Source organism: Sphingomonas pseudosanguinis (assembly GCF_014196255.1).
Taxonomy (GTDB): Bacteria; Pseudomonadota; Alphaproteobacteria; order Sphingomonadales; family Sphingomonadaceae; genus Sphingomonas; species Sphingomonas pseudosanguinis.
Genome location: NZ_JACIDH010000002.1, coordinates 391,362 through 404,188, shown reverse-complemented (window position 1 = coordinate 404,188; position 12,827 = coordinate 391,362). Strand labels below are relative to the sequence as shown.

The 12,827-nt window shown below is 64.6% G+C and carries 14 protein-coding genes; 2 read left to right on the top strand and 12 right to left on the bottom strand.

All coding sequences use genetic code 11. The annotated features are described in order from the left end of the window. From istA to GGR48_RS05965, 5 genes are all read right to left on the bottom strand, one after another. A partial coding sequence (istA, locus tag GGR48_RS05985) for an IS21 family transposase (RefSeq protein WP_183950958.1) occupies positions 1 to 686 on the bottom strand: 686 nt, incomplete at its 3' end. 76 nt (positions 687 to 762) lie between these two features. Beyond that, positions 763 to 1,776: a hypothetical protein gene (locus GGR48_RS05980; protein WP_183950957.1), complete on the bottom strand. Its 1,014-nt coding sequence runs from the start codon at positions 1,774 to 1,776 to the stop codon at positions 763 to 765. A gap of 461 nt (positions 1,777 to 2,237) precedes the next feature. Further along, positions 2,238 to 2,876: a L,D-transpeptidase family protein gene (locus GGR48_RS05975; RefSeq protein WP_240455965.1), complete on the bottom strand. Its 639-nt coding sequence runs from the start codon at positions 2,874 to 2,876 to the stop codon at positions 2,238 to 2,240. 36 nt (positions 2,877 to 2,912) lie between these two features. Continuing rightward, positions 2,913 to 3,848 carry a CDF family Co(II)/Ni(II) efflux transporter DmeF gene (gene dmeF / locus GGR48_RS05970; RefSeq protein WP_183950956.1) on the bottom strand — a complete coding sequence of 312 codons (936 nt, stop codon included), beginning with the start codon at positions 3,846 to 3,848 and terminating at the stop codon, positions 2,913 to 2,915. Between the two features lie 25 nt (positions 3,849 to 3,873). Beyond that, entirely contained in the window at positions 3,874 to 4,149 is a 276-nt protein-coding gene (locus GGR48_RS05965; RefSeq protein ID WP_183950955.1) for a metal/formaldehyde-sensitive transcriptional repressor, read from the bottom strand. A 109-nt stretch (positions 4,150 to 4,258) separates the two neighbouring features. Here GGR48_RS05965 and GGR48_RS05960 point away from each other — a divergent pair, with 109 nt between their 5' ends. Next, positions 4,259 to 5,122 carry a PEP-CTERM sorting domain-containing protein gene (locus tag GGR48_RS05960; protein ID WP_183950954.1) on the top strand — a complete coding sequence of 288 codons (864 nt, stop codon included), beginning with the start codon at positions 4,259 to 4,261 and terminating at the stop codon, positions 5,120 to 5,122. Here the strand turns inward: GGR48_RS05960 and GGR48_RS05955 are convergent. The 4 genes from GGR48_RS05955 to hppD form a co-directional block, all read right to left on the bottom strand. Beyond that, positions 5,112 to 5,471 carry a Rieske (2Fe-2S) protein gene (locus GGR48_RS05955; protein ID WP_183950953.1) on the bottom strand — a complete coding sequence of 120 codons (360 nt, stop codon included), beginning with the start codon at positions 5,469 to 5,471 and terminating at the stop codon, positions 5,112 to 5,114. The genes GGR48_RS05960 and GGR48_RS05955 overlap by 11 nt on opposite strands. Continuing rightward, positions 5,468 to 6,100, bottom strand: coding sequence for a maleylacetoacetate isomerase (gene maiA / locus GGR48_RS05950; protein ID WP_183950952.1), 633 nt, complete (start codon positions 6,098 to 6,100; stop codon positions 5,468 to 5,470). Before maiA ends, GGR48_RS05955 begins: the two co-directional genes overlap by 4 nt. Beyond that, positions 6,097 to 7,374, bottom strand: coding sequence for a homogentisate 1,2-dioxygenase (gene hmgA / locus GGR48_RS05945; protein WP_183950951.1), 1,278 nt, complete (start codon positions 7,372 to 7,374; stop codon positions 6,097 to 6,099). The genes maiA and hmgA overlap by 4 nt, the downstream gene beginning before the upstream one ends. A 163-nt stretch (positions 7,375 to 7,537) precedes the next feature. Continuing rightward, a complete protein-coding gene (hppD, locus tag GGR48_RS05940; RefSeq protein WP_183950950.1) occupies positions 7,538 to 8,599 on the bottom strand; it encodes a 4-hydroxyphenylpyruvate dioxygenase in 1,062 nt (353 codons plus the stop codon). A 63-nt stretch (positions 8,600 to 8,662) separates the two neighbouring features. On the opposite strand from hppD, the gene GGR48_RS05935 reads away from it, so the two are divergent. Continuing rightward, the gene (locus GGR48_RS05935; RefSeq protein ID WP_183950949.1) at positions 8,663 to 9,133 is read left to right on the top strand and encodes a MarR family winged helix-turn-helix transcriptional regulator; all 471 of its coding nucleotides are present in this window, start codon (positions 8,663 to 8,665) and stop codon (positions 9,131 to 9,133) included. On the opposite strand, the gene GGR48_RS05930 is transcribed toward GGR48_RS05935, so the two are convergent. From GGR48_RS05930 to GGR48_RS05920, 3 genes are read right to left on the bottom strand one after another with little or no spacing between them, the layout of a single operon-like run. After that, positions 9,112 to 10,119, bottom strand: a complete 1,008-nt coding sequence (locus GGR48_RS05930; RefSeq protein ID WP_183950948.1) for a glycosyltransferase family 4 protein — start codon at positions 10,117 to 10,119, stop codon at positions 9,112 to 9,114. The genes GGR48_RS05935 and GGR48_RS05930 overlap by 22 nt on opposite strands. Then, the gene (locus tag GGR48_RS05925; protein ID WP_183950947.1) at positions 10,116 to 11,711 is read right to left on the bottom strand and encodes an alpha-amylase family glycosyl hydrolase; all 1,596 of its coding nucleotides are present in this window, start codon (positions 11,709 to 11,711) and stop codon (positions 10,116 to 10,118) included. Before GGR48_RS05925 ends, GGR48_RS05930 begins: the two co-directional genes overlap by 4 nt. Continuing rightward, complete coding sequence (locus tag GGR48_RS05920; protein ID WP_183950993.1) at positions 11,708 to 12,823, bottom strand: glycoside hydrolase family 130 protein; 1,116 nt, start codon at positions 12,821 to 12,823, stop codon at positions 11,708 to 11,710. The genes GGR48_RS05925 and GGR48_RS05920 overlap by 4 nt, the downstream gene beginning before the upstream one ends. Positions 12,824 to 12,827: the final 4 nt, after the last annotated feature.

The following is a 12,827-nucleotide window of genomic DNA, read 5'->3' as shown; positions in this document are numbered from 1 at the left end:
TCGACCATGTAATGGTTGGCCATGACCAGGAAGCGCCGGTTGAAGACACGCTCCTTGCCCGTGAACACGCTCGTGACCGCCGTCTTCATGTTGTCATAGATGCCGCGCGTCGGCACACCTCCAAAGAAGGCAAACGCCCGCGCATGCGCGTCGAACAGCATCTCCTGTGTCTCGCGGGGATAGGCTCGCACATACATTGCCCGCGACGCGCATAGCCGGACATGCGCGACCTTCACCCGCATTGGCTTGCCCGAAATCTCCACGTCCTCGTGGCTCCAGTCAAACTGGTAAGCCTCGCCCGGCCGGAACAGCAGCGGGATGAACGCCGGCGCATTCATCACATCGCGACGTCGCGCCCGGCGCCAGCGGGCCGCATAACGCCGCACCGCGTCGTACGAGCCGTCGAACCCCTCGCGCAGCAGCAGGTCGTGGATGCGCGTGAGGCGCAGCTTCTCGCGCCGCGGCCGTGCCTCATCTTCCTCCAGCAACGCATCCAGTCGCGCCTGAAATGGCCCCAGCTTCGGAAGCGGCTGTACCTCCCGCCGATACCCCATGTCCGCTTCCGGCGCCCGGATCGCCTTGCGCACCACCTTGCGCGACAGGTGCAGGTCCCGCGCTATCGCCTTGATGGCCTTCCCCGACGCGTGCTCGCGCCGGATCCTCAACACCGTCTCCAATACCAGCATCCCGATCTCGCCGCCTGACACACCGCCAAGCGAACAGCCTAGACCAACGGGATGAGGGGTCCCTTTTCCACGCCGATCACCCCGCTACCGGGGTCCCTTTTCCACGCCGATCCACAGCCATGTCGCGGGCATATTTGTTCAGTACGGCAGAAGAAACGGAGCGATTTGGCGCACGGCCATCCAGCATCTTCTCGGCAATGTCCGGCGTAATCGTCACCAGCCTAACGTTTAGCTTTGTCGTTATGGTTGCCGCCGGAGCATTCGCCGGCAGGTTTTTCTCCACTTGGCTTAGTGGACCCCAGTCGAGGGATTGTACTCGCGGGAATTTCTCTCCAGCCCCGAACCGCAAAGCCTTGATGGGCTTTCCTGCCTCAAAGGCATTCCATGCCTTTACGGCGATCGCGAGCATATAGGCCTGTTTGCGAGTACCACCTTGGCTGCGCATTTGCAGCAGGACCTGCCGTAGCTGGACGACAGGGTGGTTGGGCGCCTCAATGGTCGGCTCTTGCAACTGAGTGAGAAAGAGCGTTGCTTTTACCGGGTTTATGGCGCTGGCAAGATGGTGCAGTGCAATTGCGCATCCGTGGGGCAGCAATGGTACAGCACGAAGTGCCGGCATGACGCTATCGCGAATTTGTGGCTTCTGCTCGAGTAAAGCCAAGAGCGCAGTGGGGCTGGGCGATTTGCCGCCGGAGCCATTCCCCAAGCCATAGGACCACAATATCCGTAAGGCTGCCCCAAGTGGCCGCCCATGTTGTTCCTGGCGGATGGACAGGATGTCGGCGAGCGTCCGTTTCCGTATGGCATCGATCGATTCGAACGTGTCGTTGGCAATCCCGCGGATCACCAGCGTTTCGAATGTCGCTCCGCTATCGATGCAGGCATGAAGCCGCGCTCGGCCATCAAGGAGTGAGCCATCGGTCCCGAACACGATGGGCGCGCCGTTCAACACCCATCCTCCCGCCGCCATGTCTCGTGTAAATGACTCACGCGACGACGTATCCACTTTGGCACTGCTGAACACACGTTCAAGCATTTGCTTGGCCACGTTGGGGGCGATGCGTTCGACGCTGAAGGTAGGCGTGTCCATAGGCCGATCATAGCGCTCCGCCTTTACAGAGTTGAGACTCAAAGGTGTCACACAAGCGTCAATGTCGGCGGCGCTGGGTATGCAACGTTCGTGCGGGTATGTGCATCGACGAAGCAGGTGCTTGCGGTTCTTCGCGGATCGAAGACGGCGCAATCTGTGTGACAGGGCGCGTCTACTGTCACCTATTTCGTGCAGGCCTTCCACGACGAAGGGCGCAACTGTGAAGATCCTATGCTTCGCGCATCTGCCAGCTAGAATGAGCACCATTCGGCAAGCGATTCGAGATCGATGCGCTCAGCTACGAAGCCCACTGGCACATATGACGGGCGGTCTTAAATGGCATCAACGAGGCGGCTGAAAATTACTATTGTGCCCTGGCAACCCCGCAAGCCGTCCCTCAGAGCAAGGAGCCAAGTGCCGGCGTGTTTGGTCCTAGCTGACGCGCGTTGCCTCCCACACCGTCACCCGATGATCGACTGGCCCAGCGTCATCGTCTTGCCGTTGGTCACGATCACGCGGTCGCCCAGGCGGGTCGCGGCGAACAGCTTGCGGGCGAAGCCCGTGGGAACGCCGATGCAGCCATGCGTGGCGTTGCCATATCGCACGTCGCTGGCGTGGATTGCGACGCCGTCATTGGTCAGCCGCAGCATATAGGGCATCGGCGCGTCATAGAGGTTGGAGACGTGGTCGGCGTCCTTCTGCAGGATCGGAAAGACGCCCAGCGGGGTCGGCATGTTGTCCGCGCCATAGATGATCGCGGCGGTCCCGATTTCATAGCCGTCGCGGAAGATCGACACGACCTGCGCGGCCAGATCGACGGTGATGACCACCGGGCCTTGCGGCGCCTCGCTTTCGTCCCAGACGAAATCACCGTGCCGCAGCGGCTTTTTGAGGTCGAGGATGTGGCGCACGACGAAGGGCGCCGGCGAGGGGGGGGCCGTCGGCGTCGGGGCCGGCAGCGGCGAAGGCTTCGCGGTCAGGGCTTGTGGCAGCGGTGCGCTTGCGGGGGTTGCCGGGGGATCGGCGCGGCGGATGAGCATCGCGCCACCGCCGATCGCCGTCAGCAGGATCGCACCGGCCAGGATTTGCAACGCTCGCATGGCTTGGGGCTTTAGCGGCTGCCGCTGAACGAAGCGTTAGCGGATTTCGACCGTGACATGGCCCAGCGCCGCCATGTCGGAAAGGCGGTCATGGATCACGACACTGCTGAGCGGCGCTTGGACGCCTTCGACCGCCAGCACGACGGCGTGCGCCGTGGGGCCGATCCGCCAGATATGGAAGTCGTGGATGCGCGTGTCCCCCGGGGCTTCGACACGGGCGCGGACTTCGTCCGCCAGCTTGGGGTCGGCGGCATCGAGCAGCACCGACGAGGCCTGGCGCATCAGTCCGACCGACCAGTTGGCGATCACGATCGCCCCCAGCAGGCCCACCGCCGGGTCGAGCCAGACCCAGCCCAGATAGCGCCCCGCCACCAGGGCCAGGATCGCCATGACCGAGGTCAGCGCATCGGCCAGCACATGGACATAGGCCGCGCGCATGTTCGTGTCGCCGCCATGCTGGTGATGCGCGTGATCATGATCGTGATGATGGCCATGCCCATGCGAGTGGCCATGATGATGGTGGTGATGCCCGTGATGTCCGCCGGACAGCATGAAGGCGCTGATCAGGTTGATCGCCAGCCCCAGCACCGCGACCATGATCGCATCGCCGAAGATCACCGGATGCGGATCGGCCAGCCGGGTGATCGATTCATAGGCGATGAACAGCGACACGATGCCCAGCACCACCGCCGATCCGAACCCGGCCAGTTCGCCGACCTTGCCGGTGCCCCAGCTGTAGCGCGGATTGGCGACATGGCGCTTGGCATAGGAATAGGCGACCGCCGCGATGCCCAGCGCGCCGACATGCGTCGCCATGTGGAAGCCGTCCGCCAGCAGCGCCATCGATCCGGTCCAATAGCCGGCGACGATCTCACCCACCATCATCACCGCCGACAGCCACGCCACGGCCTTGGTCCGCCGGGCATTGTCGTCATGGGCGTGGCCCAGATAATCGTGGCTGTGCGTGATCACGACGTCGTCCTCTGGCTTTGCGAAATCAACGGAAATGGCGGCGGAGCAGCTTGGCGACCTCGGCTGCGGCGGCGGTGCGCTCGGCATCCGACAGGCCGGCGGCCGCGACATGCGCGTGGAGATGATCCTCGACCAGCTCGTCCATCAACCCCGCCACCGCGCCTCGCACCGCCGCGACGAGGTGCAGCGTCTCGGCGCAGTCGGCATCGGCGGTCACCGAGCGTTCGATCGCGGCGACCTGGCCCGCGATGCGGCGGACCCGCGCGATGATCTTTTCCTTGCTGGTCGTCACATGGGCCATAATGGATAGGGGTATAGGGTATATTGGCTGATGGATCAATCGCCGGCTTGCCCGTGCCGGATCACTCCGCCAAAGCCCCGATCACGGACGGATAAACGGGAGTGCGATCATGCGGATGTGGCGGCGATGGGCGATGGCCCTGGTGGCGACATGCGGTGCCGTGCCGGTGTCGGCCGAATCGATCCTGTTCGTCGGCAACAGCTTCACCTTCGGCGCGAATTCGCCGGTCATGCGCTATCGCCCCGATGCGGTGCGCGACCTGAACAAGGAGGGGATTGGCGGCGTGCCCGCGCTGTTCAAGACCTTTGCCGAACAGGCCCGGCTGGATTGGACCGTCAGCCTGGAGACATCGCCGGGCAAGGACCTGATCTATCATTACGAGCAGAAGCGCAGCGAGATCGACCGCCGCTGGGACGTCGTGATCCTTCAGAATTACAGCACGCTCGATGCGCAGAAGCCCGGCGATCCGGTGCGGCATCTGGAGGGGGTGGGGCTGATCTCCGACCTGTTGCGGCGTGCCAATCCGCGTGTCCGGATCGAGCTGGTCACGACCTGGAGCCGCGCGGACCTGACCTATCGCACCCCCAGTCCGTGGCATGGCAAACCGATCACGGCGATGGCCGACGATCTGGCGGCGGTGAACGCCTATACGCTGCGTCGCCGGCCGGAGCTGGCAGGGGCGATTCCGGTGGGGCAGGCATGGAACCGGGCCTGGCGTGACCGGGTCGCCGATCCCAATCCGTATGACGGCATCGCGTTCGGCCAGATCGATTTGTGGACCTGGGACCAGTATCACGCCAGCGCGGCGGGCTATTATCTCGAGGCGCTGGTGGTGTTCGGCAAGGTGACGGGGTTCGACGTCCGCCGGCTTGGCGAGAATGAGCGCGCCGGCCGCGATCTGGGGCTGGAGCCGCGGACGGTCGGGCGGCTCCAGGCGATCGCCCAGGCGGAGTTGACGAACCTCAGGCCGTAACGATCGCGCCGTCGCGCACGGTGACGGGCCACGCGGTCAGCGGCTGACCCGCACAGGGACCGCCCAGGCATTGCCCGTCTTCGATAGCGAAGATCGCGCCATGCCAGGAACAGGCGATACGGTCGCCCTGCGGCGTCAGATAGGCGTCGAGCTGCTGCGCCAACGGCAGGCCCATATGCGGGCAGCGATCGACATAGCCATGAACCTGCTCACCCCGCCGCACGATGAAGCCATGGAAACGGCCCGCGCGCATCTGGATGACGAAGTTCCGCGCGGCGCCGTCCGCGATCGTCTCGAGCGGGCCTAGCCCGATCCCCGCCGGCGTGCTGGTCAGGCGTTCCTCGCTCATCCGGCATCGCCTTGGGCTTCGGGTGCGGCTTGCGGCACGCGCGCGCGCAGCCGGGCGGCGCTGGCCGTCAGCAGGGGGTAGGGGGCCAGATCGACCGCGAACCGCTCGGCATTATAGACCTGCGGCAGGATATGGCAGTCGGCCAGCGTCGGTGTGTCGCCATAGGCATAGTCGCCACCGTACCGCGCGATCAGGGTTTCGAGCGCTCCGAACCCTTCGGCGACCCATTGGCCGATCCAGCCGCGCACCGCCTCTTCGTCCGCCTCCATGTCGTGCCGGAGCCTGGTCAGGACGCGCAGATTGTTGATCGGATGGATGTCGCAGGCGACGATCGCCGCCATGGCACGCACCACGGCGCGGCCATGGGTGTCACGGGGCAGCAGCGGCGGATCGGGATAGCGTTCCTCCAGCCATTCGAGGATGGCCGGGCTTTGGATCAGCGGACCGTCTTCCGTCTCCAAGACCGGCACCAGGCCTTGCGGTTGAAGACGTCGATAGCCCTCGTCCCGCTGCGCCCCCGTCCGCAGGTCGTGGGTGATGCTGTCATAGGCCAGCCCCTTCAAATCCAGCGCCAGCCGCACGCGATAGGCGGCGCTCGACCGCCAATAGCCGTGGAGCGTCAGCGTCACGGCAGCTTGGCCTTGGGAAAGTCCTTCCACACCGCATCATAATCGAGCTGGGCATGCGCCAGCGCGTGAGCGGTCGGGCGATAGGGCCAACAGCTTTCGACCATGAAGGCCATCGTGCCCTCGATCCGGTGGGGATTGAGCGCGGCATGGCTCGCGCCCTGCCAGCTGGCGAGATCGGGGCCGTGGCCCGCCATCAGATTGTGGAGCGACAGCCCGCCGGGGCGGAAGCCCTCCGCCTTGGCGTCATAGGCGCCGGTGATCAGCCCCATCGCCTCCGACATCACGTTGCGGTGGAACCAGGGCGGGCGGAACGTGTCCTCCGCCACCATCCAGCGTGGCGGGAACAGGACCAGATCGGCGTTGGCGCGACCGGGCACGTCGCTGGGGGAGGTGAGCAGGGTGAAGATCGACGGATCGGGATGGTCGAAGCTGACCGTGTTGATCGTGTTGAAGCGCGACAGGTCGTAGCGCCATGGGGCGAGGTTGCCGTGCCATGCCACCACGTCGAGCGGGCTGTGATCCAGCGTCATCGTCCAGAGCGAGCCGAGGAATTTCTGGACGACCTGGGTCGGCTCGTCGCGATCCTCGAACCAGGCGACGGGCGTCTCGAAATCGCGGGGATTCCCTAAGCCATTGGCGCCGATCGGTCCGAGGTCCGGCAGGCGGAACAGGCTGCCATGGTTCTCCGCGACATAGCCCGCCGCTTCGCCGTCGGGCAGTTCGACGCGGAAGCGCACGCCGCGCGGGACCAGTGCGATCTGGCCCGGCGCGATGTCGATCCGGCCGAGTTCGGTCAGGATGGTCAGGCGACCCGACTGCGGCAGGAACACCAGTTCGCCGTCCGCATCGACGAACACCCGCTCCATGTTGCGATTGCAGGCATAGACATTGACCGCGACGCCCTCCAGATCGGCCGGGTCGCGGTTGACGAGCATCGTCGTCATGCCGTCGATCCAGTCGGTGCCCGGCGGCGTCATTGGCGCGGGGTCCCAGCGCAGGCGATTGGGGGGCAGGGGGGCGTCATGGGAGCCGGCTGCGAAGCGGACTGCCGCTTCGTACGGCTCATAGGGCGGATGCTCGGCCGTCGGGCGCAGGCGGTAGAGCCAGGAGCGCCGGTTTTCATGGCGCGGCGCGGTGAAAGCGGTGCCCGAGAGCTGCTCGGCATAAAGACCGTAAGCCGGCCGCTGCGGCGAGTTGCGGCCGATGGGGAGGGCGCCCGGCACCGCTTCGGTGGCGATATGGTTGCCGAAGCCGGGGATGTAGGATGTCGTCATCGCATTTCCTCTCCTCTTCTCGCCGCCATTTTCCTCCCCTGTAAGGGGGGTGGCAGGCCGAAGGCCTGACGGAGGGGTGTCCCGCTCTCGATAGGGTGACACCCCTCCACCATGCTCCGCATGGTCCCCCTCCCCTTGCAGGCGAGGAAGATGTTCGGCGCCCTCAGGCGTCTACGGTGATCACGCCGCGTCGAATCTGGTCGAGTTCAATGCTTTCGAATAACGCCTGGAAATTGCCGTTGCCGAAGCCTTCATTGCCCTTGCGCTGGATGATCTCGAAGAAGATCGGGCCGACCATATTCTCGGTGAAGATTTGCAGCAGGATGCCCTCTTCGCCGACATTGCCGTCGATCAGGATGCGGTTGCGCTTCAGCCGGTCGAGGTCCTCGCCATGGTTCGGCACGCGCTTGTCGACCAGCTCGTAATAGGTCTCGATCGTGTCCTGCAGCCGCACGCCACGCTCGCGCAGCTTTTCCACCGTCTCGTAGATATTGTCGGTGGTCAGCGCGAGGTGCTGGATGCCTTCGCCATTATATTCGCGGATGAACTCCTCGATCTGGCTCTTCTCGTCCTGACTTTCGTTCAGCGGGATGCGGATCGCCTTGTCGGGGGCGATCATCGCTTGGCTGAACAGACCGGTCGCCTTGCCCTTGATGTCGAAATACTTCTGCTCCTCGAAGCCGAACAGCTTGGAGTAGAAGCCCGACCAAGTGCGCATTTCGCCGCGCCGCACATTGTGGGTCAGGTGGTCGAGCAGGTCGAGGCCGACATTGTTCTCCGCCTCCGCCTGTTGCCAGCCTTCGATCTCGTTCCAGCCGGCGAACAGGTTGCTGCCCGCCTTGACGAGGTAGAGATAGCTACCGCCGATCCCTTCGATCGCCTTGGCGTCGGGCGTCAGGCAACCGCGCGTCGCATCGACCGGGGTGGCGCCGCCCTGAATCGCGTGATCGAACGCCTCCGCCGGATCGGCGACATAGAAGCCCATGCCGCTGGCCGAGGGGCCATGCTCGGCCCGGAAGTCGGCGGCCTGGCCCTCATCCTCGGCGTTCAGCAGCAGGGTGATGCGGCCCTGCTTGTAGCGGGTGATCGCCTTTTCGGGATGGCGATGGGTGGGGACGAAGCCCATCATGTCGAACTGGCGCGCCAGCGTCTCGGGCTCGGGGGTGGTGAACTCGCAAAAGGCGAAGCCGTCGAGGCCCAGCGGATTGTTCGGGGTGGTTGCCATGACGTCCAACTCCTGATCCAGTAACGTTGGTAACCAAATCGCAGACTGGAGAATTGGTGTCAAATGTTACGATCTCGCGAATTGCGGCTTGATGCCTTTCTTCCTTACCGTCTGTCGATCACGTCCAACCTGGTCAGCGACCATATCGCCAGTGCCTATCAGCAGCTGTTCGGCCTCACGATCCCGGAGTGGCGGCTGATCGCGATCGTCGCGGAGGAGGGTGCGGTCGCCCAGTCGGCGGTGTGCGAGCGCAGCCGCATGGACAAGGTCACGGTATCGCGCGCGGCGATCGCGATGGTCGGACGCGGCTTGATGGCACGCACCGCGCATGAGGGCGACCGGCGCTCACATCTGCTGGTGCTGACCGATGCCGGGCGAGAACTCTACGCGGATGTCTCGCCCAAGGCCTTGGAATTGGAGGGGCAATTGTTCGAAGGCTTCCGCCCCGAGGAACTGGAAGTCTTCGTCGCGATGCTGCGCCGGATCGACAGCGTCGCGCTGTCGCTGCGCGATCAGCCCAGGATCGAGCGGTAGAGCGCCAGATACTCGTCCGCCATCCGATCGACCGAGAAACGGGTCGCGGCGGCCCGACGGCAGGCGGCGCGATCGATCTCGTCGATCCGGTCAATCGCGGCGATGGCCTCATCGACATTGTCGACCAGAAAGCCGGTCACACCATCCTCGATCAGTTCGGGCATCGACCCGCGTCGAATGGCGATGACCGGCGTTCCGCACGCCATGGCCTCGACGACCGACAGTCCGAACGGCTCGTCGAAGTTGATGAGGTGGAGCAGCGCGCGGGCCTGACCCAGCGTTGCGGTCCGCGCGGCACCGCCGACGGGGCCGCGATAGACGATGCGGTCGTCATCGACATGCGGGCGGACCTCCCGCTCCCAATAGCCCTGATCCTGGACGATGCCGGCCATGACCAGGCGACGGCCGCTGGCCTTCGCCGCCGCGATCGCTTCGGCGGCACCCTTGTCGGGATGGATGCGACCGAAGAACAGAAGATCGTCGTGACCCACGGGATCGAAAGGAAAATCATCGATCGGGATGCCGTGATGGACGGTCGCGGCATAGCGGAGGCGGGGGTGACGATCCGCGTCGGAGATTGCGACATAATGCACGCGGTCCTGATAGGGCTCGTACATCGGCATGATACGCTTGGAGGAAAAGCCGTGGATCGTCGTCACCATCGGCGTATCGACCAGCCGGGAAAAGGCATGCGCCGGGAAGTCCGCCTGATTGTGGATCAGGTCGAACTCCGCCGCCCGGTCGAACACCGTGGCGAGGTGACGCATCTCCCAGACCTTGGCATCGACCGACGGGTCTTCCGAATAGGCGGCAGGCACCGGACCGGCGAGTGTGGCTTGCGTGATGCTGTCCTGCGTGGCGAACAGCGTGACGTCGACGCCACGCGCGACCAGCGCCTCGGTCAACAGACTGGTGACCAGTTCCCAGGGGCCATAGGCACGCGGCGGCGTGCGCCATGCGATCGGGGCGATCATCGCGATTTTCATGGCTTGGCGTCGACTTTCAGGATCAGCCCCTCATCGGGGCGCAGAATGGAGGGCGCGGTCTCGATCAGCGGGCCTGGCAGCGTGGAAAGGATGGGACGCGCCATCGGCAGATCGACCGGGGCGGGGCGGGCCCCCAGGTTGAGTGCAACGATGATGCGATCTCCGTCCTGTTCCCGCTCATAGGCCAGGACGTCACCCTCGGCCTCGATCAACCGGATCTTGCCGGTCGCCAGCGCCGGCGTCGAGCGCCGCAGGTTCAGGAGTGTCCGGTGCAGCGTCAGCATCGAATGGGGGTCATCGCGCTCGGCGGCGACGTTGCGCGTTTGCCAACCGTCACCAAGCGGCAACCAAGGCTCGCCTTGCGTGAAGCCCGCTTGCGCACTGTCATCCCATGGCATGGGGGTGCGCACGGGGTCCCGGCCGAGCCCGAGACCCGGCTCGCGCAATTCGCGGGGATCGCGAACGCGGTCCGGGGGGATGACGCCGTTCTCCATCCCCAGCTCGTCACCATAATACAGCGTCGGCGTCCCGCGTAGCGTGAGGAGCAGCATGGCCGCGACACGCGCCTGTGCCGCTCCGCGCTTGGTCGCGCTGCGCGGACGATCGTGATTGCCCAGCACCCAATTCGGCCAGCCGCCTTCGGGCAAGGCCGCCTCATAGTCCGTGATCATCCGTGCCAGCTCGCGCGCATGCCAGGGGGCGTCGATTAGCTGGAAATTGAAGGGCAGGTGCACACCTTCGCCCGCCAGGCCATAATAGCGCATAAGACGCTCGACCGGCAGGTAAATCTCTCCGATCAGAACGCGCTGGTCACCCTCTCGGCCAAAGGCATCGGCAATGGCCCGCATGTCGGCCGCAATGTCATGCACCTCGGGCTGGTCGGTCGAATGGAGCTGGAAGACCCGGTGCATCTCGCCGGTGGCGGGGTCCCAATCGGGGTTCAGCGGATTGTCGGGGAAATCGGCGTGCTTGACGATGTGCCACAACACATCGATCCGAAACCCATCGACTCCGCGCGCGAGCCAGAAGCGCAGGACGTCGAGCATCGCCGCCCGCACCTCCGGATTGCGCCAGTTGAGATCGGGCTGCTCCTTCAGGAAGGCATGGGAATAATATTGGCCGCTTGCCGCGTCATAGGTCCAGGCCAGCCCGCCAAAGTCGCTGATCCAGTTGTTGGGCGGTCCGCCATCCGCCGCGGGGTCGCGCCAGATATACCAGTCGCGCTTCGGATTGTCGCGCGACGACCGGCTTTCGACAAACCAGGGATGCTGGTCCGAGCTGTGATTGGGCACGAAGTCGAGGAGCAGCTTCAACCCGCGCGCATGCGCCGACGCGAGGAGGGAGTCGAAATCGGCCAGCGTTCCGAACCGAGGATCGATGCCGCAATAATCCGCCACATCATAACCAAAATCGGCCATAGGTGAAGGAAAAATGGGCGATAACCAGATGGCATCGATGCCCAGATCGACGAGATAGTCGAGACGTGCCTCGATCCCGCGCAGATCGCCTATGCCGTCGCCATCGCTATCCTGAAACGACCACGGATAGATATGATAGAGGACGGCCGATTGCCACCAGGGCCTGACGCTCACCGAAAGCGCTCCTTGGCGATGCGGGTCATGCGACAGGCCAGATCGGCCTCGCCGCTGGCGACCAGATAATGGTCACCCTGATCGACGATGCCGGTCGAGAAGACCACGGGGGTCGGCAGATACATTTGATGCGCGATCGGTGCAGTAAGCGACGGATCGGCCTCCAATATCGCGGCGTCGTCCTCAATGCGAAGGATCTTGGTCGGGTCCTTCGCATCGAACAGCGCCCAGAAACTGCGATAGATGCCCACGGCGTCGCGCCGTTCGACCCCGTGATAGAGGGTCAGCCAGCCTTGGTCCGTCAGGATCGGCGGCGTGCCGCCCCCGACCTTCATCGCCGAGGTCGATGCTTTGCGCGCGCGGATGCCGGGCGCTTCCAACGGTTTCCAGTGCAGGCTATCGGGCGAGGTCGCGAAATTGATCGAGGGGCCGCCGACAAAGGGGCTATTGGACGGATAGGCGAAATAGACCTCGCCCAAGGGCCGGGTCAGCGCCATGAAGCGCCCGTCGACCAGCCCCTCGAAGAACAGCATGTCCTTGTTCTGATGGTCGAGGATGATCCCGGCGAGCCGATAGTCGAGGCCATTGTCCGAGATGTGCAGCGTGGTGGAGTGCCGCTCGGCCGATACGGAACAGGTCGTCATGTACCAGCGGTCGCCGATCCGGCTGATCCGTGCGTCCTCGACACCGTAATCCTGCCAGCTGGCCGCCGGCTCGATCGCCTTGTCGTAATACACCGCGACGATCTTTGCGCCATCGGGGGAGAGTTCGACCGGCAAAAGCCAGGACAGCGAGGTGAGGGCGAGGATACGATGCGCCGCGCCCCGAATGGCGAACTGGCGAGGATCGGTCATGTCGACCTGATCGACCGGATAGCGGTCGAGGACATAGGTCCCGTCCTCCCACCGGATCGCGCGGACATGATCCCCATCGATGGGCTGCGACAGCGCTTCGGCGACGCGGACCATCAGCAACAGATTGCCGCTGGGCAGTCGGGTCATGCCGGGATTGAAGGCGCCGAGGACGAATGTGGGTTCGGCGATACCCCGGCGCAGCGGCGATCGGGTGAGATCGACATCGTCGGGGCGGAAGATCAGCTGGTCATCGGACATCGCC